The organism is Runella sp., from assembly GCF_965279615.1.
Classification (GTDB): Bacteria; Bacteroidota; Bacteroidia; order Cytophagales; family Spirosomataceae; genus Runella.
Genome location: NZ_OZ257252.1, coordinates 1,306,866 through 1,331,347 on the forward strand (window position 1 = coordinate 1,306,866; position 24,482 = coordinate 1,331,347).

The following is a 24,482-nucleotide window of genomic DNA, read 5'->3' on the forward strand; positions in this document are numbered from 1 at the left end:
GTTAAGGGTTATTCGTTGAGATAATTGAGTTGTTTCCAAACATCTTCAATGCTATAAACAGGTAAATTACAGGTTTTGTTAAAACAAACATAAACAGTCGTTAACTCATTTTTGGCCGTACGTTCCTGCAAAAGGGGCAACTCCGAAGCCCTTTTTGTTCCGACCAAAATCTTATTGGGAATAAAGCGGGATTCCAGTTGTTTTCGAATTTCATCCATGTCTTCTCCCACGATGGCAACTTCGGCCGTTGGTTTGGCCCGCATTGCGTACAATGCCGCCCAGTTGGTGCCCCATTGCACATCCGTCAACAACGCATTGCGCATTTTGGCGAGCATCCAATCTGATAATTTTATATAGTCGGCGTAATCAAAAATAGTCCCCAAAGCGTAGAGGTTTTGCGCCATGAGGGAGTTGGACGCGGGAATTACGTTGTCAAAAATTTCCTTTTTTCGTGCAATCAGGCCATCCGCATTGGCATCTGTAAAATAGAAAAATTCGTCTTCAGGATCGTACAGATTTTCGACGACATAAGCCGTTAATTTCAGCGCTTCGTCGAGCCAGTCTTCTTCAAAAGTAGCCTGATAAAGTCCCAAATAACCGTCAATTACTGCCGCATAATCTTCCAGAAATCCCACAATGGATGCTTTGCCGTTTTTGTAACTGTGCCACAATTGGTGGTTGGGTGCAGTCATTTTTTCTTTCAGAAAACGCGCGCTGACCAAAGCCAATTCTTTGAATTTTTCTTCGCCAAATGCCCGATAAGCATCCGTTAATCCTTTCAACATCAATCCATTCCAAGAAGCCAGAATCTTATCATCCAACCCCGGACGTACGCGGCTTTCACGGGCTTTGAAGAGTTTTTGTAGGGCGTTTTTATAAACCCCCATCCCCAACCCTTCCCCCACTGAGGGGAAGGGAGTAGTTCTATCTCCCTCCCTAACAGGGGAGAGCCGAGGAGGGGTTATAAGGTGCAAATGGTTATATCCATGCTCCCAATTACCCGCTGCTTTGGTGTTATACAGTTTAGAAAACCATTCAAAATCGTCGCCTAATATGGCTTTCAATTCGGCTTGGGTCCAGATATAAAATTTTCCTTCCACTCCTTCACTGTCTGCATCCAAGGCTGAGTAAAATCCACCTTCGTCGCTCGTCATTTCGCGGGCAAGCCACTCAATGGTTTCGTATACCCGGCTTTTGTATAATTCGCTTTTTGTCAACGTATAAGCTTCCGAATAAATACTCAACAATTGCCCGTTATCGTAAAGCATTTTTTCAAAGTGCGGGATAAACCATTCATCATCCACCGAATAACGCGCCCATCCGCCGCCTACGTGGTCATAAATTCCGCCCAAAGCAATGCGATTTAATGATAACTCAATGTGGCGCAGGGCTTCGGGGTTATTAGATACGGCATAATAGCGTAACAGAAATTTGTAAATGGAAGGCATTGGAAATTTGGGAGCGCGGTCCATTCCTCCTTTTTCGGTATCAAAATGCGCTTTTATCTTTTCAAACATCTCGTCCAGATCTTCTATTGCAGGGGCAGGGCTTGCCTCTGCCCTCGTTCCGGCTTCCGTGTTTTGGGCAGACGCAAGGCCTGCCCCTACGTGCAGGTTGTACTTATCAGATTCTTTGATGAGCATGTTTTCCGTGAATCCCTCGGCCGATTTCACCAATTCGTCATTGTGATTCACAAACGCATTTTTTACGCTGCCCAGCAATTGCACCCAATTTTGCGCGGGCAAATACGTAACCCCGTAAAAAGGCTTGGCATCCGGCATCAGAAAGACATTGAGCGGCCAACCGCCCCGCGTACCCATGGCATGAATGGCATCCATGTAAATAGCATCCACGTCGGGGCGCTCCTCGCGGTCTACTTTTATGCACACAAAATCAGCGTTCATGACCGCTGCAACCTGCTCTTTTTCAAAGCTTTCCCGCTCCATCACGTGGCACCAATGGCAGGCCGAATAGCCGATACTTACAATGATGGGCTTATTTTCAGTACGAGCCTTAGTCAATGCTTCTTCTCCCCACGGATACCAATCCACAGGATTGTGAGCGTGTTGAAGCAAATACGGGGACGTTTGGTTTATAAGGCGATTTGACATGGCGGATCGTGAAAAAAGTGTGAATAAGTAAAAAATTTGAAACAGTCACCTAAAGCTAAAAATCACAGTGGCTTATCCATGATAAAGTCCTGCATCAGAAAACCGTCTCCAATGTCAATGTCTTCGTTGCCGACGATGTTGAAACCCATTTTTTCGTAAAACCCAATGGCTTTGTTATACCGATTTACGTTGAGTGAAAGCGTATCATTACCGTTCTCAGCCGCTATTTCTCCAATGCGATTGATCAGTAGCGCCCCAACGCCTTTGCCCTGACTTAGGGGCAACAGGTATATCTTATGGATCTTTGTTTTCGACAATTCATTGTAATTCAATTCATAAGAAGCATATCCGAGGTATTCATCTCCTTCTTTTGCCAAAAGAAATACGTGCGATTTCTCCTCTATCTGACTTCTGAGCGACGGTATGCTATACATCCAGTCGAGCATGTAAGAGATTTGTTTTTCGGAAAGAATGGCCCCAAAAGTAGAAGGCCAGGTTTCGTAGGCAATGCGGTTGATATCGGGCAAATGTGCCTCGTTTGCCGTAATTATTTCAATCATTCGTGGTTGTTGGGCTTTTTTCTAAAACAGTTTTTGATTTTCAAAGTTCCCAAAAATAGCATTCCGGCTCGGTTAACCCAACGTTGAAGAAAGCAATTCACAAGAGAATTGCGGACAATGAAAGATAAAGAACAAAAAGTTGTGCTGTTATAGCCGTTGGTAAAAATGAAAAACATCTACGCTAATTTTCTCATTCGTTCGTTATTTTTGCAAAACCCACCCATAAGGTACGAAGTAAGTTGTTATCATTGACCGGTTATCCCTAACTCCATGCGCATTCGTCTACACTCTTGGTCTGTTCCAAAACGATGTTTCTTTTTTCTGCAGTATGGCCTTTGTTTTTCTTTGTTTTTAAGCTCATGCGCAGTTTTCCGAACCACCGAATCGCCTTCAAGAAATACCAACTCGCGCCCGGCCGCAAAAGCACCTGCTTCCAAACGTCCATTGGCCGTCAAACCCAAAGGCGCCTACACTAATTATGTCCGTGACATTGTACGCACAGCACGTACCTTCACCGGCACACCCTATCGCAGCGGCGGCAACGACCGGCGCGGCATTGATTGTTCGGGATTATTGGCAAGTGTATACACCGAAGTAGGGCTTAAGATACCGCGTATCTCATGGCAACAGGCTGAATTTGGCACCGAGATCGAAGAAGTGCATAATATCAAAGAAGGCGATTGGATATTCTACGTACCGGAGGCCGGCAAAGCCGGCTACGTATCGCACGTCGGTATTGTGACGGAAGTGAAGGGCAAAAACGAAATCCTGTTCATTCATGCCTCTTCCTCCAAGGGAGTTCGGGAAGATAACCTTTACTCCAAATACTTCAAAAATCGTTTTGTGAAGGCCATGCGGCCTTTTTGAAAAAATCATTTTACGTCAGCGGCCAACCGGAAACCAATGGTGGAATTGGTAAATGTTTCGACGTTGGGCGCGGTACCATAAATAGGCCCACCGCGATACGTTATTCTGCAATAAATATTTGCGAACATAAACGAACCTCCACGATGCACATGAACTGCTCCCTGACTTGGAGAACTTGGCCCTTTGGGATTTGTCGCCGCTTCTTTTGAATATGGGCCATACCAATCGCTGCACCATTCCCATACATTACCGCTCATATCATAAAGTCCTAATTCATTCGCCTGTTTTTGCCCACCCGGATGTACCGTACGCCCTGCATTGCCGTCAAACCAACCTACATCTGCCAATGCATTACTTCCGGCATAAATAAAAGCCTGGCTTTTGGTACCGCCGCGTGCCGCAAACTCCCATTCTGCCTCCGTTGGTAAGCGAAACGCCTGGCCGGTTTCCTGCTTTAACCAGTTACAATACGCTACCGCATCGTTCCAGGTTACTCCTACTACCGGGTTTTCATCTTTTTGATTGGTGGGAGCAGTACGTCCGGTTACTTCGCAAAAATCGCGGTATTGTTTGACCGTCACTTCGTATTTACTGATGTAAAAACTGTTTAATGTAACGGTATGAACGGGGATCTCATCGTCTCTTTTTTGGATATCCAATATCGCATCGTTGGCGCGTCTGCCCATATCGAACGTTCCTCCATCCACCAATACCATCTCAAACAAAGGATTTACTGAAGGCTCTTCCCACTTACAACTCGTTACGGTCAACAACAGAAGATAAAAACTGATCTTTTTCATGGTGTATAAAATATGGGTTAGAGTCTTAAAAATGATACTGAAGTGCCAAGCCCCAATTTTGAGACGAGGAATTCAACTGCAAAGCCGCCCGTTTTGCTTTGGGTTTTTTGATCAGCAAGACGCTTTCGACGATCACGGCACCTACCGCTACTCCCAGACAGGCATTCATCAGGCCGTTTTTGCTGCGGGCAGCCTTTACGTCATCGTACGCCACTCGCCATTGACGATATTCAGACGAACGACTGAGGGAAGTAAAATTATCCAACTTGGATTTGTATTGGTTGTTCAGTACGAACGCATAAGCAAGCGCGCCTACGCCAATGCCGGCTGTTATGATCTTTGGAACGACCGAAGGTTTTGAGATCAGTTCCACTTCAGGTACGGGCTTCGCTTCTTTTTTCACAACTTCCTGTTTCACAGCAGGTTCGACCGGTTTTGTTTCAGGGACTTTCTGAGTTTCCGGTTTAGACTCTTTAGGGGTTGTTTTCGGTTCCTGTTTGGCCACCTTTGCGGCTTCGGCTCTTCTGTCAGCTTCTGCTTTTATTTCTTTATCACAACTGTTGATCAGGTTTGCCAATGTTCCTTTGGTTTGAATATCTGCATACGGCAGGGCTTCTTCGTAACTTTTCTTTGCCTCGTTAAATTGATTTCTGGCGTATTGCTGATCTCCCCTTTGTTGCAGATAATCCGTGATTTGTTGCCTTGTGAGAGGGTCTGTGCTGTTCATTTCCAAGATCTTTTTCAGGTAAGCCAACCCTTCCGCTCCATTTCCGCGCGCAAAAGCACTTTTGGCATCTTTCTGAAACGCCGCCGCCAAACGACAGAATTTTATCTGTTCTTTTATATAGCCGTCGTTGGAAAAAGCGGGTGAGTTCTGTGCCGCTTCGTATTTCTTTTGAGCAGCTTCGTAGTCTCCTTTTTTAAAAAGGTCGTCGCCGTCTTTTTTGTTCAACTCCGCAATACGAACCGTTTCAGATTCCCGTTCTACGGGTTTCGGGTCTTTTTGGGTTGTTTTTTTAGGGGCCGGTTGGGCCGCCTTTTTAATGGCGTCGTTTACTTTTTTGAGCTGATTTGTACAATATGCATCGTTATCACGAATACGCAGGGCGCGCTCGTAGTTATCTTTGGCACACTGGTAATCCTGTTTGGTAAAACAGGCATCTCCGCGTTTTTTATAGTCATCAAACGTGACTTTCTGAGCATACGTTGCTCCGGCCAACAATAACAGTGTCAATAGGAATAAGAAAGATTTCATGGGCGTTCAGCAAAGCTAAATGGTAGAGTTTTACACAATCAATGTATGCACAACCACTATGATAACGCCAATTTAACGCATATTCTTATCAGGAGCAATCGCGACTTAGTTAACGGTAAAAGGTTCTTATACCAAAGAAGACGCACCTATTTGGGTTCCTGCTATGTATCCTGTAGTCCAGGCAGCCTGAAAATTATAGCCACCCGTAATGCCGTCAATGTCCAATACTTCACCGGCAAAATAAAGCCCCGGCACTTTACGACTTTCCAAGGTTTTAGGATTTACATCCGACAGGGCCACCCCACCGCAGGTCACAAATTCTTCCTTAAACGTCGTTTTGCCGCGCACGTCCAACTGAAAATTGGTTAAATGTTCTACCAATCGATTCATGTTCTTGGCGGGCAGATCGGCCCAACGCATGGTGTCCGGAATATTGGCCAACTCGACCAATTGTTTCCAAAGACGTTGAGGCAATCCAAAGGGAGCCTGCGTAGGTACAAACTTGGCTCGCCACCCCGAATCGCGCTGAAAATCGGTGAGTTGCTGCAAGATCTCATTCGGCTTTTTATTGGTAAAGTTTACCAACGAAACAAACTGATATTCTTTGTCGGACAATTCACGCGCGCCCCACGCCGACAGTCGCAGCACTGCCGGACCGCTCACGCCCCAATGCGTAAAAAGCAAAGGACCTGTTTCGGCCAACTTGCTGCCCGCCAGTTTTACCCCAACGCCGCTCACCGAAACACCCATCAGATCTTTGAACGGAAGCGCCGGCACATTGAACGTAAACAACGAAGGAACCGGCGAAACAACCTCCACGCCCAATTCGGTCAACCAATCGTAACCGCTCAACTGCGGATGCCCACCCGAAGTAACCAACACCCGGTCAGCATGCAGTATTTCTCCCGATTGAAGAATGACATCGAAACCCGTATCTATAGGTTTCAGTTGATTGACACCCGCACTCGTGCGAATTTGAACGCCCGCTTTAAGGGCCGTTCTCATCAGGCATTCCACAATAGTATCAGAAGTATTGGTGGCGGGAAACATGCGCCCGTCAGGCTCTGTTTTGATTGGAACACCGCGACGCTCAAACCACTCAACGGTATGTTGGTTGTTAAATGTTTCAAACAACGAGCGCAGAAATTTGGCGCCACGCGGATAGCCTTTCAACAATTCAGGCAAAGTAGCCACGGCATTTGTAACATTGCAGCGCCCGCCTCCTGAAATGCGCACTTTATTGAGTAATGTTTTATTCTTTTCCAGAAGGATGACGTTGGCATCACGAAAGGTCTCGGCGACGGTAATGGCCCCCATAAATCCCGCCGCACCTCCACCGATGACAATGATATGAAATTGTTGCACGTTTCGAAAGTTGAATTTTAGCTGCAAATGTCCAAAAATCTTTGCGCATCCCGATGGTAATCGAGACGTTTTATGCCGTTCTTTGCGTTTATTATCAAAAACGCTGACATCAGAATGCATCGCAAAGGATTACGTTTAGGAAATACGCTTTATTTACTCTTTTTCTTTATTGTCATCGGTCTGGTGCTGCATTATCGCGGTCGAACCAAACCGCTCGTTGCCTTCTGGAATGATGTAAAAAGTGTGTTTATCTACGACAAAGCCCCTAAAGACCGTGGAGACAACCCGTATAAAAACCCTGAACCGGGCGACGTAGCCGTGGATGACCGTACCGAAGACGTGGCTTCCGACGACCGCACGTTACTGGAAAAAGAAGGGCTGGAAAACAAATCCAAAGAAACAACGGAGGAAGAAAGTGAGGAAAAAAGCTCCAATTCTTCCTCTACTGCAGACTATTCAAGAACAAAAGATTTCAACCTGCCCGCCATTGGCTCCAACGATCAGATCATTCGCCATAACAAATACACACTTCGGTATCGCGAGCAGTATGAACAGGCCGACTGGGTAGCCTACAAACTCACCGACGACGAAGCCAACGCTTATCTTTCACGCGACGGCAATAAATTTGTGCCCGATCCGCTTGTTTCCACGGGATCGGCGGTTACTTCCGACTATACGCGTTCGGGCTATGACCGAGGGCACCTCGCTCCTGCCGGCGATTTTAACCTTACTCCGGAAGAAAAACAGGAGACATTCTACCTAAGCAATATCAGCCCCCAAGTACCTGATTTCAACCGTGGTATCTGGAACGATCTGGAACAGAAATTCCGTCAATGGGCACAACGCGACGGCGAATTATACATCGTTACGGGACCGGTATTGAAGCCCGGTTTACCCACCATTGGCAACAAAAATGAAATCGCAGTGCCTGAGCGATACTATAAGATCGCTCTCTGCCTCACCGATTCTCAACCGCGCATGATCGGTTTTGTGCTCAAAAATGAATTCTCCGGCGAAAACCTTAAAACGTTTGTGGTAAGTGTGGACGAAATTGAGCAAATGACAGGCATTGACTTTTTCCCACGTTTGCCCGATGCCCTGGAGAAGAAATTAGAAAGCGCCAATACCACCAAAGGCTGGTTTGCCGCCAGAAACTAGGGTTTTAAAAACGTTTACTCTTTCATTCGCAACACCACTATTCCGCTGTGTTTTTTGACTCGGGCAAGATATTCTGCCAACGGCTCGGCCGATAGTGTTACTTTTTTCAGATCAGAAGAAGCGTGTAATAAATATGCCCGAGCACCGGTTCTTACCACAAATCCTTCGTGGTTAAAGTCTAATCCGGCAATGCCTGAGGTAATGCCGATGATGTCGCCGTTCTGTAATTTGGGCTCTATGGCCGCAACTTTATTTTTAGGAATATAATACCACGGCGTTTCCGACAATTGCTTTTCCGCTTGTTGAATTTCACTTACCGCATTTTCGTCGTGTAAGGCAGGATACAACGTCCGATGGCTCGTCATGAACTGAATCGACGGCTGTATTTTTATTCCACCCAAAGATGCTGACACGTCCGTGAGCCATCCTTGCGCAATCGCCTGTTGTTTCCATTCTAAAAAATAGTGAAGTCGCGAACCGTATCCGTTGATCTTTCCGTTACGGTAACGCAGTTTTTGGAGAAAATCTTGGTATTCTTTATATGTACCTGAAGTTTCCCGAGTCAACGTCAGCGCCAGAACAGACTCCACAAAAGTATAGCAATCAAAAGTTTGCAAGTTGCAAACGAGTGCTTCGGGAGTTTGTTCCAGCGTATGCGAAACGTACGGTTTTTCCAAAAAGCTTCGGGCAATGCTCAGTGCTGTTTCAGCCTTGGTTGCCTGTTGGGGCAGGCGCATCTTTTCGGCAAAAACAGACTCGTTTTGGGCACAAAGAGAATGGCTGAAAAGGCAACTGAGCAGGAAAGCAAGCACTGAGCAATGCGTCATTATTTTTAGCTGAAAAATGTACAGGTAATCGGATTATCCTTCCACGGCTACATTCCATTCAAAGGTAATGGCCTGCTCAATGTCAGGATGCAGACTCAACGCAACCGGGCAGGTATAGGCAGCGCGTTCCAATTTTGCTTTCTCCACATCGCTGAGTTCGGCCTCAGTCAGCATCGACAGTTTGACCTCTACTTTGGCAATTTTGCGCGGCGGTTCGGCCGACATGCCTTTGGTAATTTCCATTTGAGACCCCTTCAAATCAATTCCATCGCGCCGGGCCACAATTCCCATGATGGTCATCATACAACTGCCTAAGGCTGCTGCTACCAGATCGGTGGGAGAAAACGCCTCTCCCCGGCCGTTATTGTCGGTGGGCGCGTCGGTAATGATCGTTGTTCCTGATTGTAAATGAGTCGCTTGCGTGCGCAAGTCACCAAGGTAAGTGGTTTGAACGGTTGGCATAGTGAGCAAAAATTATGTTTAATTGCTAAAAAATTGACAAATAATCCATTGAACAAAAGAGCGGCAATTTACGATTTGAAAAAAATCGCAAACCATGATAGCATTAAAATAGTTTAATTTGTTGAAAGTAACGGCAACCTTTAAGCGTTTTTTAACGTATATTGACTTGACATTATTAAGTATTCTTGTTACGTTTAGATAAATTTTTTGTTAATTCTGATGAAAGCGATATCAACTGTACTTTTGGCTTTTCTGCTCTTCAATGAAGCGGCATGGAGCCAACAACGTCGTACCAAAACAAACCTTGAGGATGAAGCGGAAGAGTATTCCTCTATAACTACCTACGGAATTACGACCAACACCAATTCAGGGCTGTTGGGTGGATTAGTGGTTCGGCATTCAACCCGCCTCGAAAATGAATTGTTCGGGAGAGCTCAATACCGATACTTAGCCATGGAACTGGTGAATGTAAGACACCCCAAAGAACTCGCCCAATCAAGCAATACAGGGTCGCGATTTACGCCGGGAAAACAGAATTATCTCTTTGTGTTACGTCCCCAATATGGCCGTGAAATTATCCTCTCCAATCGCAGCAATGACGAAGGGATTTCCATCAACGGGATTGTGGCTTTTGGCGCCTCATTGGGTATTTTGAAGCCGTATTACATTCAATATCAGGTACGTCCGGGAGTGGTGAAGACCGAAGCCTATGACCCAATGAAACATACAGACCTGGGCAATATTCTGGGAGCCGGCAACATTTTGCAGGGTCTTGGAAAGTCGAAGATCGTACCGGGAGTAAACGCCAAAATCGCCTTCAGTTTTGAATTGAGTGCCTTTCGGAGTAACCTGACCGGTTTGGAAGTTGGTTTCCTAACGGAGTTGTTCAGCAAAGCGCCCGTGATTATACCTTTTGCCGAAAATCGTAGTTTGTTCACTTCGGGTTATGTAACTTTGTTTTTCGGAAATAAAAAGTAACTTTCGTTAATCGTTATTTGTTGATCGTTAAATGAGTCAAATAACTGTTAACCGGTAACATTAACTTCAGAATGATAGAACTTCCCGTTATAACATCTGAGCGAAAAAAACGCCCGGATTGGTTGAGAGTAAAATTACCCGTAGGTCCCGAGTATCGAAAAGTTCGGACCATTGTAGATACCAACAAACTTCACACGATTTGCGAAAGCGGCAATTGCCCAAACATGGGGGAATGTTGGGGAGAAGGAACCGCGACCTTCATGATCTTAGGAAATGTGTGTACCCGCAGTTGCAGTTTTTGCGCCGTAGCCACAGGCCGCCCCAATGAATACGATGTTGACGAACCGCGCCGTGTGGCAGAAGCCATCAAAACAATGGGCGTAAAACACGCGGTCATTACCTCCGTAAACCGTGACGAACTCAAAGATCGCGGCGCCGATATATGGCATCAAACCGTGGTTTTGACCAAACAATTAAGTCCGGCTACCACCATAGAAACCTTGATTCCGGATACCAAAAGCAATTGGGCGGCGCTGGAGCGTATGATCTCGGCCGGACAGGAAGTAGTATCGCATAATGTAGAAACCGTAGCAAGACTTTACCGCGCGGTGCGTCCGCAGGCCAAATACGAGCGCAGTCTGGAACAGATCCGTCGTACCAAAGATTTTGGAAAACGGACCAAATCGGGTATCATGCTGGGTTTGGGAGAAACGCAGGACGAGATGTTTAAAGCCATGGATGATCTGGTGGCGCACGGCCTCGACATTCTGACGTTGGGTCAATACCTGCAACCCACCAAAATGCACCACGAGGTAATCGAGTGGATTCATCCCGAAACGTTTGCAATGTACCGCGAAGAAGGTCTAAAGCGCGGCCTCAAATACGTTGAATCCGGACCGTTGGTTCGTTCAAGCTACCATTCTGAGCGGCACGTAAATGTGCCGATCTAATTTGATTTAACACTGACTTTGCCATGGTTGTTACGTTTGAAATAGAGCCGTCTGAGTTAGACGAAAATTTTCTCCAAAAACTGCGTTCTTTATTTGGTCACGGTAAATTAAAAATTATCGTTGAAGAAAATAAGGAAGCAGAAATAAGCGACATCACCAAAAGCATTGCTAAAAAGGCTTTACAGAGTTCGGAAGTTCTCTCTTTTACCCCGGAAGAATTTGAGATCATTGCGTCAAAAATGAATAACGGTGAAGCAATTGATACTGAATCATTTAAGATTACTCTTCCATGAGGAAAGTAGAGTTCGATCTGAATGCTTTTCAACAATTGGCAGATTGGGCTGTTCTTAATAAGAAAGTCCATGCTCGACTATGTCGCATTATAGTTGAAACGGCTCGAAATCCTTTCGATGGAATAGGCAAGCCGGAACCTCTTAAAGGTGATTTATCAGGGTGTTGGTCGCGTCGAATTACCGATGAACATCGCATGATTTATAAGGTTTCTGACGGCTCCATCCGTATATTGGCCTTAGAAGGTCATTACGAATAGTTTTCCATGCAGAAATACGATTTCATCATAGCAGGCAGCGGATTGGCAGGATTGAGTTTGGCTTATTACATGAACCAAACGATACTGCGCGAAAAATCTATCCTCATTATTGACCAAGACACCAAGACCAAAAATGACCGGACTTGGTGTTTTTGGGAAAAAGGGAATCAGAATCCGTTCGACCAAATTGTACATCGCAAGTGGCAAAAGGTCTACTTTCACGGCACCAACTACTCCGATACGCTTGATCTAGGCGAATATTCTTACAAGTGGCTGAAAGGCATTGACTTCTACAATTTCGTCCGTACTGATCTGGCTACCAATCCCAACATCAAATTTGTCAACGAGCGTATTGAGCGCCTGATCGATACGCCCGCCGGTGGATTTATCATTACCACCGAAAACCAATACTTGGGCGAGTACGTGTTTGACAGCATCAAACCCCTTCGGCTGGATTTGGATGACTGTCACAATATGCTTCAACATTTTAAAGGATGGGAAATTGTGACGGACAAACCGGTCTTTGATCCGGCCTGCCCCACCATGATGGATTATCGGGTTGAACAACAGGGCGTTGGCGTTCGGTTCATGTACATATTACCCGAATCTCCCACACGCGCCATGATCGAATTCACGGTTTTTTCGGACAGTCTCCTCTCTCCTACCGACTACGATGTTGAACTTCACCGATACATTCGGGATTTTCTCAAAATAGAAAATTTCAGCATTGAGCACGAAGAGTTTGGCGTTATTCCCATGACCGACGAGCCGACTCCTCAACACATTGGCGAACATGTAATTCGCATCGGAACTGCCGGTGGGTACGTGAAAGCATCTACCGGATATGCCTTTCAACGCACGCAACGCTTTACGCAGGAATTGGTCCGTAATTTAGTGACCGTCGGCAAGCCGCTGCACGAGCCTAAGAAGTTCCGGCAGCGCTTTAAAGAACTCCTCGACAGCACGATGTTAAATGTATTGCTGAAAAATCGCGCTTCCGGAAAAGATATTTTTACCGCTCTTTACAAGAAAAACCCAACCCCTCGCCTCTTCGCTTTTTTGGACGAAGACACAACGTTCCGCGAGGATCTGCGTATTATGGCGACAGTACCGTTAGGGGCATTTACCCTTGGTTTGTTGGACGCGTTGCGCAAACGCATCTAAGTAGGATCGGCGGCTACATCTACCCACAAATAACTATTAGAATGCAACTTCAACGCCGAAGCAGGTAGGCTCTCACTGACAGGCTCTTCCAAAACGCGCCGAATAATGTCTCTTTTACGAGGACCGTTGGCTAAAACTATGGCCGTTTTGGCTTCCAAAAAATGTTTCAATCCTACCGTAATTCCTTGCGTAAGCGGCGTTTCTGACTGAAAGTATTTTTGTCCAACCGAGGCCGTAACTTCTTCTAACACAGAAACGTGTGCGTATGAATCAAAGGAACTTCCCGGCTCGTTCAGTCCTAAGTGGCCGTTTAAACCAATACCCACCATGATGATATCCAGGCCGCCATGCTTTTCAATGAAATCATTAACGCGTTGGCATTCCGCTTCCAGATCAGTGGCCAGACCATCAAAGAAAGAAACACGTTCGGGACTGATTCCCAATGGTTTAATGAGGGGTGCATCAATGTATGAGCGGCAACTGCCGGCATTATCGGCCGCAATGCCTACCCACTCATCCAACGCAACAAACGTAACTCTGTCAAAATCGCCGGGTTGGGCATCGGCTACTATTTTTTGGAAGGTCAACAGTGGCGTTTCGCCGGAAGCCACGCAAATGGTAGCCTGTGGGTTGTTGCGAACATGCGCCAGAATAAAATGGGCTGCGTGGGTTGAAAGCTCTTCGTACGTGGGAAAAACGTGGTAATTCATCAGAGGATTGGTTATTGCTTTTTAAATAAGTAGGGCTGACCGGTCGTTTTCTACTCATTCTTACGTAAAAATCTGTGAGTGGCCAAGCGTGAGAATCTGATTTTACGGCAACGTGCCGTCGGTTTCTCAAAACCACGAAAACAAAAATTTACTCCGGTACCTCAAAGTTGCAACTTCCGATACGCCTTTTCAATTCTTCGATCAAAATCTCTACATGATTACTCGAAAATAACTTTATTTTTTTCTTTACCTGCCCAAATTGGGTCAGATCAAACAGCATAACCACTTCATTTTTGGGCATTTCAGTATGACGGCCGTACTTTTGGTTTTTATAAGTACGCGCTCGTTGGGAGTTGAGCAGGATAGAGACATGAAACTCAAAACCCGAATAGTGCACGCACAGATCAATACCCTCAAAATAATCCTGACGTAATGAATAGCTTACACGCTCAAATTGACCGGAGGTCAGGCAAAGTACATAAAAGTGAAAATCCCGAACCAAGGACGGATAACTTCTCAATAGCCGAGCTTTCACCGAAGTCGTCGCAAATGTCTTCAATGTTCCTCTTATTCCGGTCTGAATGTGTTCATCATCAATGGTTGTAAAGTGCCGGTTCACGTAATACTCCCACAATTCTGTTTCGTCAGGCAAACGACTTTTGAAGAAAATATATTTATAAAATGCCAATGCGAAAGGCGGCAGCCTGGCTTTTTCAACGTCCGGGTCTATGGGCAGCTTTTCACCAGTGTAATGAAAAGCCGCCACTTGTGTTTCCAGCTCTTTCGTTGTCCACTTTTTTTGTTTTATAAGCAGCACTTCGTTTCCTTCAAACTGCACGTCAACAGTGCTGTTATCGGCAAAAATGTTTTTATTTTCGCACTTTTTATATGTCATTTAATTGAGGGTTATTTTAACCCAAAGACCAAACGCAGGATTTTTACTCGTTTGATCACCAACCAATATAAGCCCGCACTCACCGCCAACGACAGCGTACTTATCACCAAAAAACCACCCCAAACGCCCAAATTAAGTTTGAGTAAATAATACCCAATGGCAATGATGACGGTTTGATGTAAAATATAAAACGGATAAACGCCTTCATTAAGCTTTGCTAAAATGGGATGATTGTGATTAAGGTAATAATGCCCGTAAGCAATGCTTGCCAAGACCGAAAACCACGTCAGACAAAAGGAATTTATATCCCAAACCACATCATACCATTTTTCATCGTCCCATTCAGGGTAGATAAACAGACGGCTCATAAAAAGTCCGTACAGAATGATCGTCGTAATCAGCGTAGCCCAGCCATAAATGTGGCGTTGGTTGGTCATTACCTGCCACATTGTTGGGCGGCTAACCAATAGATACCCACCCCAAAACAGCAGAATATTGAAGACAAAATAGGCCCAATCGTCGAAAAGTGCGTGAGTTTCATCGGGATAAAAAGGTTGCAGAATAACCTGGCTGATGATCAGTACCAAAGCGTACCACAAAGCACCGCCTTTTCGGGCAACCAAACGCTCAACCCAATTCATAAATCGCAGCCCACTGCCGGCTTTCAGCCAACGGAAAAGCGGAATACTGATCAACGAAAACAAAAACAGATAGGCCACAAACCACAGGTGATGCCAACTGAAACTGCCTTTGGGATAGGACACAAATTCAAAAACTGTTTTATAAAAATCGGCATATCCGTCGAAATGAACACCGTTAAAAAGGCGCTCATAGTAGATCTGCGGTGGTACGATCACGAACATTCCAAACACTAAAGGAATAAATAAACGCTTAACCCGTTCGCCGGCATACGCTCCGTAAGTGCGTTTTTTGAGCGCGAAATAGGTTCCTGCACCGGAAATGAAAAACAACAACGGCATACGCCAATAATGCAGCCAGATCATAACCCACCGCAGCACCTGGCTTTTCTCTTCACTTTTAATGTGCCAATCCCACGGCACATAGATCATACCGACGTGATAATACAGCAAAACAACAATGCAAATAACCCGCAGCCAATCAAGGTCATAGCGGCGCGGCGCAGAAGTAAGTAAAGGATCTTGTTCTGTAACTGTTTTTTGAGGTTTCATGGTTGTTTGTTTTTTCAGCAAAACAACAACCTTCGAATCATTTACCTCCTATTTGCCGACAAAATCGAAGTTCGTGCTTATCGGGAAGCATAAAAAATACCCTCAGGATAACCAAAAGGGCATTTTCGAAATCAACGCTCAACCAACTGCTTTCGCAGCTCATTACTTCTAACTAAGAATTTATCTATTTTTTCACAAAATACATTACCTCTTCGGCAGGGTCGGTGTTCTGACCAATATATAACCACAACTCATTTCCGCGCATTTCGTAAAAAGAAGCATTGTACAGATTCCGATAGTAAGTATCTTCCGCTTTCATGTTGTCGGAAGGCCCGGCCATTTCAGTAGTCATCAAATGATCTTTCTTAACGATCAGTCCTTTTTCTTCATCAAGACTGAATTCGCCGCCGTAAAGATTTACAAAACTCCTTCCGGTCAATTGGTATGAATTGTCGGATTGTTTAACAAATTTCAGGGAAGCGGTATTTTTCAGATTTGTCAGCAAAGGATGAGTGGCGTAGTCTTTCAGTAACCATTCCGTGCCGTCCAATGACCCAAACGCGGCTTTCATCCGCGCTATTTGCTCGGTTTTGGGCGTATCCGTATCGACAGAAGATTCTTTACAGGCACTTACCATTAACAAACAAAGGATCGGGATTAAAATAGAAAAGAGTGCTTTCATGGGTGTATTGATTTAAGAATTAACTACATGACCCCAATGGAAATGATTTGGTTGGAATCAGCATACACTTTTTTGCAAATCTATTCTGCGCTGCCCATCAACGTTCTCACCACATGTTTATGGTTTTTACCAATGGGCAACTCTTGGCTGTTTGTGAGTATTAAGGTGTTGCCTTCAATATAATCCACGTATTTCTTATTGATAATGTAGGACTTATGAATACGGATGAAATTTTTGAGCGGCAGTTGGCTCTCAAAACTGCTCAATGTGCGGGCTGTGAGCAGAAAATGATCCTGTAACCACACTTTGACATAGTTGCCGTAGCTTTCCAAAAAATGAATATGATTGATCTCGATCTTCGTATATCGTTTATCCGATTTGACATACATAAATTCTTCCGCCGCCGAAACCTGCTCTTCCGTCACTGCCGCTGATTGTTTCCATTTTGCCTGATCCATTACTTTGTTGACGGCTTTTAAAAATCGGTCAAAACGGAAGGGTTTCAGAAGATAATCACACACATCCAACTCAAAGCTTTGCAGTGCATATTCTTCATACGCCGACGTAATAATGACCAATGGTTTGCGGTTCAGCGTTTTCAAAAACTCCAGTCCGTTGAGCTTAGGCATTTGAATATCTAAAAAAAGCAGATCCACAGACGTATCGTTCAGAAAAGCAATGGCATCGGCGGCGCGGTAAAATTGACCGCTTAGCTCCAAAAAAGGCACTTCTTCCATGTATTTTTGGATGACCTTGTGGGCCAGCGGCTCATCGTCCAATATCACACAGCGAAGCATCATTTTTGAAGTTTTGGTTTACTGTTGGAATGTTGATTTTATATGATTTCTAAATTGTTTTACCTAAGCTGTCGAGCACACATATTCGGATTTCAGTAACGCTCTAATGGTTGCTGCCGGTCGGGTTGTGAGCAACCCTCCGCACGGGGAGGCACTTTGTGTGCAGAGGGTTGCTCACAACCCGACTCTAACCCTTTCACAATGTGCAGAGGGTTGCTCACAACCCGACCGGAGGACCGTTAAAGCACTAACCGGAGAACAATCTATTATTTCAAATACTCTAAAATTTACGTTCAAGCACGTAATACAAGGTTAACTCAGCTTTAAAAACGCCTTCTTCTTTTTCAATAATAAGTATATGTTTATCAGGATACAACAAAGCTAAGCGCTTTCGTACATTTTTCAATCCTATGCCATCTTTCTGAATCGCTGTTTCTTCAAAAGAATTGATGCACGTAAAAGTTAAACAATTCCGATTACTGCTCAAAGACAGAAACAAAAACCCGGGATTTTCTGCCTGTTCAATACCATGCTTAAAGGCATTTTCGACAAAAATAATTAAAAGCAAAGGTGATATTTGTCTTTGTTCATCGTCAATGGATTTCTCAAAAGTTACGTTCAGATCAACGGTTAACCGCAGACGTTGCAGTTCAATGTAATCTTCAAGGTACTTGATCTCCTGCCCGATAGCCACTCGTGGTTGATTTCCCTGATAAATAACGTACCGCATCAATTCAGACAATTGCAAAATGGCTTCCGGCGCTTTATCCGACTTTTCCAGACTCAAAGCGTACAGATTGTTAAGGGTATTGAAAAAGAAATGGGGATTGATCTGCTGTTTCAACAGATCCAGTTCGGCCTGCATCTTCTCCTTTTCAAGATTGGTAATTTGGTTGTTTTGGTTGAACCATTGAATCGCCAACACAATGGGCAGGCTGATCAGCATAATTCCCAACACGCCCATGCCATTTTCGAACTGAAAAGGATTGTCCGGAAAAACTTTTCCGAATGTGGTATTGATAGGTAACCACAAAAGCAACTGCGCAAGGATTGGATAAATGGCCGCCGTAGTTGTCAGCAGCGCTAATCCATATATCAAAACACCTTTTTTCTTTAAAATGACGGAAACCAAAAAATAACGATTTAACACAAAGCATAAGTAGCCCGCCATGTACATCAAAAATAACTGAAGGCTGAAACTCAGAAAAAGGCCAAAATGACGAATAAGTTTCTCAAAACTAAACACAAAACCGATCAAAAGTTGCTCTTGTGTATGAAAACGCGGGTCATCCAAACTGGAAACGGCCATTGCAGAAAGTGTTATTGCAAGGAGCAACAACGTAAAAATAATCGCTTTTTCGACACTAAGTCGCCGTATCCATTCTATATTCTCACTTCGTTTTTCAATAAAGGCATTGATTTCCAAGGCAATGCTCAATAATACACTGTACAGTAAAGCTTCCCAAAACATATTTTCCCGTACAGGAATTTGGGGATATTGCGACAACAGCCACGCAGTACAGGGCAAGTACACACTATAACAGAGAATCCATATTAGCCCATACTGAGCGGTTGAAAGGCGTTTTTTCAATGTCATTTTCTTCCATTCCAACGCCAAAACAGGGGCTAAAAACACACTTAATATACCAATAGTAATAAAATATATGGCCCAACCGGATGCAGGTTTTTCATTGGCGCTGCCAATACTTAACCAAAAGATAATAGCTCCAAAAGCCCATTCGGTATGGGCCAAAAAGAAGTGAGTCAGGAAATGGATTGCCTTTTTCATACACGAATGAGAATAAAAGAAGGGCTAAAAAGCAGTTTTTCCAAGGAATAATGATGAAAGTAACAAAACTCCTGACGAACGTCTTTTGAATGCGTTTGTCACGACTTCCGTTTCCTTGGTCATTATTTATTTACCTCTTAATTCTTCGCGGCTACTTTTGACGCAGTTTTTCTACCATCAACAGCAATGAAATGAACGAACTGCACATTGAAAATCTCACCAAAGTATACAGCAACAGCGTAAAAGCATTGGACAACGTCAACCTGTCCATTTCCGCAGGAATGTTTGGGCTATTGGGTCCCAACGGTGCCGGCAAATCTACGCTGATGCGCACCCTCGCCACATTACAGGCTCCCGACTCAGGGAAGATGCTTTTTGCGGGTGAAGATATTCATGCCAATCCGCACGGATTGCGAAAACAGCTTGGCTACCTGCCGCAGGATTTTGGCGTTTACCCCAAGGTATCTGCCCTTGATCTGCTGGACCATTTGGCGGTACTGAAAGGTTTATTGAATAAAAAAGAGCGCTCAGAACAGGTTTTGGCGCTCTTACAACAAACGAATTTGTATGAAGTTCGAAAGAACGCAGTAAGCACTTTTTCGGGCGGAATGCGTCAACGGTTCGGCATTGCACAGGCATTATTGGGCGCGCCTAAACTCATCATTGTCGACGAACCCACGGCGGGCCTTGACCCCGAAGAACGTAACCGTTTTCATAATTTATTGAGCGAAATCGGCGAAAGTGTGGTCGTCATTCTCTCCACACATATCGTGGAAGATGTTCGGGAGCTCTGCACCAACATGGCGATCTTGGCCAACGGTAAGGTGATTCTAAAAGGTAAACCTGACGAACTAATTGCGGGACTGAAAGGAAAAATATGGAGTAAAACCATTGACAAACAATCGCTTAATGGCTACAAAAACAACTTAACGGTTCTTTCTACGCGGCTGTTCTCGGGCAAAATGCAACTTCATGTCTTGTCCGATCATTGTCCCGAAGCGGGTTTTGAGTCCCTGAATCCTGATTTGGAAGATGTTTATTTCTCGGCCTTATTCGGCGGAAAGGAGGCTGCAAGATGCTGATTCTTATCCTGCAGTATGAGCTGAAGTATTTATCAAAACAGCTTGTTTTCATCGGCTCAGCGATTGCGTGTTTTTTGCTGGGAATACTTTCTTTGCGAGGCTCTTACGGCGGCGATGAAGTCTACAAGAACGCACCTTATGCCATTACAACAGTTATCTGTTTGCTATCCCTTTTTTCGTTGTTTATCAGCACGTTGCTCACTGCCAACGTTGTTTTACGCGACAGCGAATACAAAACGGAAGCCATCATTTACACTACTTCTATCTCCAAATTCAGTTATATTGCCGGCCGATTTTTGGCACTGTTGGCAGCGTTATTTTTTTTGATGGGTACATCAGCACTTGGCATTTACGCCGGCACTTTTCTAATTTCTCCCGACGAACTGAGCCCCAATCAATGGCGTAATTATCTATCACCTCTGCTCCTTTTCGGACTTCCCAATGTGCTGTTTGGTGTTACATTTCTCTATGCTACGGCCCTTTTAAGTCGGAATATCAAAACGGTGTACATCACGGGAGTTATGATGTATATTCTGTACTTGGTCGGTTCTATTTTAGGCAATTCACCCTTGATGGCGTCTTCCTCCCTCAAATCTGATCATGATGCGTTGTTACCCATTTTGCTCGACCCTTTTGGGCTGACTGCCTTCTACGGAGAAAGCCGTTTGTGGTCTGTGTATCAACGCAATCATACGCTTTTTACGTTGGAAGGTGCTTTTTTGGGCAACCGCATTTTATGGATTTCCTGTTCGCTGTTAGTCCTGTTCGTTGCAAGCTATTTGTTTTCTTTTCGAACGTCTTCTTCCTCAACTTCCGGCAAAAATCCATCTAAGATCAAACCCATCAGACCAATTCCGTACCGCTCGGTCGTCGGCAGTACCGAAGGTGCACGCTACGCTTGGCTTTCGTTTCTTTCACAAATTCGAGTCGATTGCATTGGGTTATTTAAAAGCCCATCGTTCGCGGTTATGCTGCTGTTGTGGGCATTTTTGATCGGTATTGATTTAAAAGAAACGCTTTTCAACGGACTATTGGGCATTTCGTCCTATCCTACCACGGGAATTATTATCGAGCAACTTCGGGCGTCGCGGCCGCTGCTTATTATCCTTATTTTCTACGCGGCGGAATTGGTTTGGCGGGAACGTTCGCTGCGCATTCAGGCACTCATCAGCGCCTCTCCAATGGTTGACCTTACTTTTTGGGGCGCAAAATGCGCGACATTGGCGTTGCTGACGGCGGTTTTTGTATCGTTAAATATCACTATTGGAATCACACTTCAATTGCTGTCGGGTTATTCCAACTTTGAGCCGATGCGCTATCTTTCGCTTTATTATTATAGCGGTCTTCCGTTGTTTTTGATGGGTGTTTTAACGTTCGTTATTCAGCTTGTTTCACCCAACAAATACATCGGACTGTTACTGAGCATTTTGGCCATTGGTCTCATCATTTTCAGTCGACGATTAGGGCTTGAACATTACTTACTGCGCTATGCTTCTACACCCGAATTGTTGTTTTCCGACTTCAACCAATTTGGCTATTACGCCAAGCCTTTCCATTGGTACATGCTCTATTGGACGGCCTTTGCCGGATTCATGTTTTTGTTGAGTGCCGGGTGGAAAAACAAAACGGCTCGTAAATCAGCATTTGCGTGTTTGGCAGTATTCATTCTAACGGGTAGTTATATTTTCTATCAAAGCAATATCCTCCAACCCTATTGGTCGTCTGACAAAATACGCGCGATGAAAGTGGGTTACGAAACGAAGTACAAACCGTTCGCTCATTTACCGCAACCTACCATTACGGCGATAAAAATATATGCCGATTTATTTCCTGAAGAACGGCGCTATCAGGTCAAAGGAACCTATCGCCTCGAAAACAAAACCGCATTGCCCATAACGAAAGTATTGGTTTGGTTAGACACCGAAAGCAACGCCTCCGCGCTTGCACTTCCAAATGCCGAACTGACAGAACACGACGCCGAATTCGGACATTATTGGTTTCAATTAAAACAACCGCTTTTGCCGCATCAACAAACAACAATGACGTTTTCGTTTGAGGTATCCAAGCAGGGATTTGCGCGTTTTAACAATGAGCATTCTATCCTTGAAAACGGTTCTTACATCGAATTGGAAAAATATGTCCCCCGATTTGGCTACGCCGAACACATCGAGATTGGCGACCTTAATGAGCGAAAAAAACAGGGGCTCCCTCCTCAAATCCGCCGTTCTTCTCCCGCCAATCAATACGCATTGGTCGATTTTGACGCCGTTATTTCCACCGCCGCCGACCAGCGTATTATAACCGTGGGGGCTTTGCAAAAAGAGTGGAATAAACACAATCGGCACTATTTCCATTACAAAACATCGCAGCCCATCAATTTCATGTTTGCGATCTCCTCCGCAAAATATAGCATTCTGAAAGAAAATTACCGAGGCGTAGCATTGCAACTCTGTTATCTGAAAGGCCATGAATACAACGTTCCCGGTATGCAGAAAGCGATGAAAGATGCGTTGAAACAGTACAGTGAATCGTTTGGACCATACCAATACAACCGGTTGACACTGGCCGAGATTCCGCACTATCGCGGCTCGGCAACGGCCTATCCGGGCGTTGTGTTTTGCGCCGAAAACATCAATTTTCTGAGCGATTTCAGAGATACTGCCAAGGTCAATTATACGTATGCCACTGTCGCTCACGAGATCTCGCACCAGTGGTGGGCCAATCAACTCATCCCGCAGGATGATGCCGGTTATAAATTTCTGACAGAATCCTTAGCTAAGTATTCGGAAGTTTCATTGCTCGAAAAATCATTTGGCAAACAACGGATGGCCGCTTATCAGGAAAACGATATGGATCTTTATTTTTCGTTGAGAGAAGGAGGAACCGCCGAATTGCCTTTGTACAGATCCGAAGGACAGCCGCAGGTATATTATCAAAAAGGAGGTTTGGTGATGTATGCGCTGAAAGAATTAGTGGGTGAAGCGGCAATGAATCAGGTGTTGAAAAATATGTTGCTTAAACATACCTACCCTTTACCCAAAGCAACTTCTGCGGATTTTATCCATGAGTTATACGCCGTTGCTACTTCGGCGCAGCGCTTGCTCATCGACGATTGGCTCAAAAAAGTAATAACTTATGATCTGAAAATTACGTCAGCAACGAACAAAAAGCTGCCCAATGGGCAGTATAGGCTTACTTTAGGCATAGTTACCCGCAAAAATGAACAAATGCCTTCGGGTCAACGGAAAGCTGTTCCGGTGAATGAATCGTTTGATGTTGCCGTTTATGACGATGGCCCCGCCGGCGAAAAAACGCCAAAGTTGCTTTATTTTCAAAAGCAGGCATTTTCCGGGAATACAACAATGTTGACCTTCATCATATCGAAAAAACCCCGCTATGCTATCATTGACCCTTATTGCTATATGCCTGATGAAAACAGACCTGACAATGGGAAAATAATAAAGTGAGATTTCTATTTTCAGAAATCTCTATCTTACCTTTGGGCGCACTTTCTCAACGCCTACGATGAAATTAAAAGTACAGAAGGCCACTTTGGCCGGGATTAAATCATTGCGCACGTTATTTCTGCAGGAGACAAATTTTCAGATCAGGTACAATGCATGTCATGAACGCGGCTGGACCGACTCGTATCGACTCATCATTGATCATCATGTGGTTGGTTATGGTTCCATCAAAGGACAGGAAATTCCCGACAGAGACACCGTTTTTGAGTTTTATGTGATCCCGGCTTACCGTACTTACACCGCACTGCTTTTTGAAGAATTGCTGAAAGTTTCCAAAGCCACCTATATCGAATGCCAAAGCAACGATGCCTCACTGTCGTCCCTGATCTATGAATATTCTGAGAACATCAACGCACAGGCCATTCTTTTTGAAGATCATCACGTAACCACCATCACCCATCCCGAAACACAGTTTCGCCTTCGCACCGATGACGATCCGCACGTTGAGGGAGCAGGGGCGTACGTATTACAGCATCAGGGTAGGATTGTTGCTACGGGCGGTATCATGTTGCACTACAATATTCCTTTTGCCGATCTGTTTATGGAGGTCAACGAAAGTTACCGAAACAACGGTTTGGGCAGCTATCTTCTTCAGGAATTGAAAAGGGAATGTTATCAACAGGGCCGAGTTCCGGCAGCTCGTTGTTCTATTCATAATAAAGCTTCAAAAGCCACCCTCCTCAAAGCGGGATTTAAAGTAGCGGGATTTATGCTTTTCGGTACTGTAAAAGGGTAATTGCATACTTACAAAAAAACATTTTCTGCT

23 protein-coding genes are annotated in these 24,482 nt (G+C 44.7%); 10 read left to right on the forward strand and 13 right to left on the reverse strand.

All coding sequences use genetic code 11. The features are described from left to right. Positions 1-8: 8 nt before the first annotated feature. Entirely contained in the window at positions 9-2,111 is a 2,103-nt protein-coding gene (locus ACQY73_RS05845; RefSeq protein WP_428662758.1) for a thioredoxin domain-containing protein, read from the reverse strand. A 62-nt stretch (positions 2,112-2,173) separates the two neighbouring features. Next, complete coding sequence (locus ACQY73_RS05850; protein ID WP_428662761.1) at positions 2,174-2,671, reverse strand: N-acetyltransferase family protein; 498 nt, start codon at positions 2,669-2,671, stop codon at positions 2,174-2,176. A 270-nt stretch (positions 2,672-2,941) separates the two neighbouring features. Between ACQY73_RS05850 and ACQY73_RS05855 the strand changes: the two genes are divergently transcribed. Next, on the forward strand, positions 2,942-3,538 hold the full coding sequence (locus ACQY73_RS05855; RefSeq protein WP_428662763.1) for a C40 family peptidase: 597 nt from the start codon (positions 2,942-2,944) through the stop codon (positions 3,536-3,538). Positions 3,539-3,543: 5 nt separating this feature from the next. On the opposite strand, the gene ACQY73_RS05860 is transcribed toward ACQY73_RS05855, so the two are convergent. From ACQY73_RS05860 to ACQY73_RS05870, 3 genes are all read right to left on the reverse strand, one after another. Beyond that, complete coding sequence (locus ACQY73_RS05860; protein WP_428662765.1) at positions 3,544-4,338, reverse strand: formylglycine-generating enzyme family protein; 795 nt, start codon at positions 4,336-4,338, stop codon at positions 3,544-3,546. Positions 4,339-4,363: 25 nt separating this feature from the next. Further along, complete coding sequence (locus tag ACQY73_RS05865; RefSeq protein WP_428662768.1) at positions 4,364-5,593, reverse strand: hypothetical protein; 1,230 nt, start codon at positions 5,591-5,593, stop codon at positions 4,364-4,366. A 126-nt stretch (positions 5,594-5,719) separates the two neighbouring features. Beyond that, positions 5,720-6,958, reverse strand: a complete 1,239-nt coding sequence (locus ACQY73_RS05870) for an NAD(P)/FAD-dependent oxidoreductase (protein WP_428662771.1) — start codon at positions 6,956-6,958, stop codon at positions 5,720-5,722. Between the two features lie 114 nt (positions 6,959-7,072). Between ACQY73_RS05870 and ACQY73_RS05875 the strand changes: the two genes are divergently transcribed. Then, on the forward strand, positions 7,073-8,116 hold the full coding sequence (locus ACQY73_RS05875) for a DNA/RNA non-specific endonuclease (protein WP_428662774.1): 1,044 nt from the start codon (positions 7,073-7,075) through the stop codon (positions 8,114-8,116). Positions 8,117-8,130: 14 nt separating this feature from the next. On the opposite strand, the gene ACQY73_RS05880 is transcribed toward ACQY73_RS05875, so the two are convergent. Both ACQY73_RS05880 and ACQY73_RS05885 read right to left on the reverse strand, forming a co-directional pair. Beyond that, the gene (locus ACQY73_RS05880; protein ID WP_428662777.1) at positions 8,131-8,943 is read right to left on the reverse strand and encodes an N-acetylmuramoyl-L-alanine amidase-like domain-containing protein; all 813 of its coding nucleotides are present in this window, start codon (positions 8,941-8,943) and stop codon (positions 8,131-8,133) included. Between the two features lie 33 nt (positions 8,944-8,976). Beyond that, a complete protein-coding gene (locus tag ACQY73_RS05885; RefSeq protein WP_428662780.1) occupies positions 8,977-9,405 on the reverse strand; it encodes an OsmC family protein in 429 nt (142 codons plus the stop codon). 219 nt (positions 9,406-9,624) lie between these two features. Here ACQY73_RS05885 and ACQY73_RS05890 point away from each other — a divergent pair, with 219 nt between their 5' ends. The 5 genes from ACQY73_RS05890 to ACQY73_RS05910 all read left to right on the forward strand — a co-directional run bounded on the left by ACQY73_RS05890 (position 9,625) and on the right by ACQY73_RS05910 (position 13,047). Continuing rightward, positions 9,625-10,383 (forward strand): hypothetical protein, encoded by a 759-nt coding sequence (locus tag ACQY73_RS05890; protein WP_428662782.1) that lies wholly within the window; start codon positions 9,625-9,627, stop codon positions 10,381-10,383. Positions 10,384-10,454: 71 nt separating this feature from the next. Continuing rightward, positions 10,455-11,333 carry a lipoyl synthase gene (gene lipA, locus ACQY73_RS05895; RefSeq protein WP_428662784.1) on the forward strand — a complete coding sequence of 293 codons (879 nt, stop codon included), beginning with the start codon at positions 10,455-10,457 and terminating at the stop codon, positions 11,331-11,333. A gap of 23 nt (positions 11,334-11,356) precedes the next feature. Further along, positions 11,357-11,626: a hypothetical protein gene (locus ACQY73_RS05900; RefSeq protein WP_428662787.1), complete on the forward strand. Its 270-nt coding sequence runs from the start codon at positions 11,357-11,359 to the stop codon at positions 11,624-11,626. After that, positions 11,623-11,883, forward strand: coding sequence for a Txe/YoeB family addiction module toxin (locus ACQY73_RS05905; RefSeq protein ID WP_428662790.1), 261 nt, complete (start codon positions 11,623-11,625; stop codon positions 11,881-11,883). The genes ACQY73_RS05900 and ACQY73_RS05905 overlap by 4 nt, the downstream gene beginning before the upstream one ends. 6 nt (positions 11,884-11,889) lie before the next feature. Continuing rightward, on the forward strand, positions 11,890-13,047 hold the full coding sequence (locus ACQY73_RS05910; RefSeq protein WP_428662792.1) for a lycopene cyclase family protein: 1,158 nt from the start codon (positions 11,890-11,892) through the stop codon (positions 13,045-13,047). Here the strand turns inward: ACQY73_RS05910 and ACQY73_RS05915 are convergent. The 6 genes from ACQY73_RS05915 to ACQY73_RS05940 form a co-directional block, all read right to left on the reverse strand. After that, positions 13,044-13,757: a glucosamine-6-phosphate deaminase gene (locus ACQY73_RS05915; RefSeq protein WP_428662794.1), complete on the reverse strand. Its 714-nt coding sequence runs from the start codon at positions 13,755-13,757 to the stop codon at positions 13,044-13,046. The genes ACQY73_RS05910 and ACQY73_RS05915 overlap by 4 nt on opposite strands. A gap of 148 nt (positions 13,758-13,905) precedes the next feature. Then, on the reverse strand, positions 13,906-14,652 hold the full coding sequence (locus ACQY73_RS05920; RefSeq protein ID WP_428662797.1) for a hypothetical protein: 747 nt from the start codon (positions 14,650-14,652) through the stop codon (positions 13,906-13,908). A gap of 11 nt (positions 14,653-14,663) precedes the next feature. Then, the gene (locus ACQY73_RS05925) at positions 14,664-15,842 is read right to left on the reverse strand and encodes an acyltransferase family protein (RefSeq protein ID WP_428662800.1); all 1,179 of its coding nucleotides are present in this window, start codon (positions 15,840-15,842) and stop codon (positions 14,664-14,666) included. A 184-nt stretch (positions 15,843-16,026) separates the two neighbouring features. Further along, the gene (locus ACQY73_RS05930) at positions 16,027-16,524 is read right to left on the reverse strand and encodes an META domain-containing protein (protein ID WP_428662804.1); all 498 of its coding nucleotides are present in this window, start codon (positions 16,522-16,524) and stop codon (positions 16,027-16,029) included. Between the two features lie 80 nt (positions 16,525-16,604). Beyond that, a complete protein-coding gene (locus tag ACQY73_RS05935) occupies positions 16,605-17,324 on the reverse strand; it encodes a LytR/AlgR family response regulator transcription factor (protein ID WP_428662806.1) in 720 nt (239 codons plus the stop codon). A gap of 277 nt (positions 17,325-17,601) precedes the next feature. Beyond that, positions 17,602-19,110 (reverse strand): sensor histidine kinase, encoded by a 1,509-nt coding sequence (locus ACQY73_RS05940; RefSeq protein ID WP_428662808.1) that lies wholly within the window; start codon positions 19,108-19,110, stop codon positions 17,602-17,604. Positions 19,111-19,301: 191 nt separating this feature from the next. Here ACQY73_RS05940 and ACQY73_RS05945 point away from each other — a divergent pair, with 191 nt between their 5' ends. The 3 genes from ACQY73_RS05945 to ACQY73_RS05955 are packed head-to-tail and all read left to right on the forward strand — an operon-like array spanning position 19,302 to position 24,452. Beyond that, positions 19,302-20,192, forward strand: a complete 891-nt coding sequence (locus ACQY73_RS05945) for an ABC transporter ATP-binding protein (RefSeq protein WP_428662810.1) — start codon at positions 19,302-19,304, stop codon at positions 20,190-20,192. Next, positions 20,186-23,659, forward strand: coding sequence for an ABC transporter permease/M1 family aminopeptidase (locus tag ACQY73_RS05950; protein ID WP_428662812.1), 3,474 nt, complete (start codon positions 20,186-20,188; stop codon positions 23,657-23,659). The genes ACQY73_RS05945 and ACQY73_RS05950 overlap by 7 nt, the downstream gene beginning before the upstream one ends. A gap of 58 nt (positions 23,660-23,717) precedes the next feature. Then, positions 23,718-24,452 carry a GNAT family N-acetyltransferase gene (locus ACQY73_RS05955; protein ID WP_428662815.1) on the forward strand — a complete coding sequence of 245 codons (735 nt, stop codon included), beginning with the start codon at positions 23,718-23,720 and terminating at the stop codon, positions 24,450-24,452. Positions 24,453-24,482: the final 30 nt, after the last annotated feature.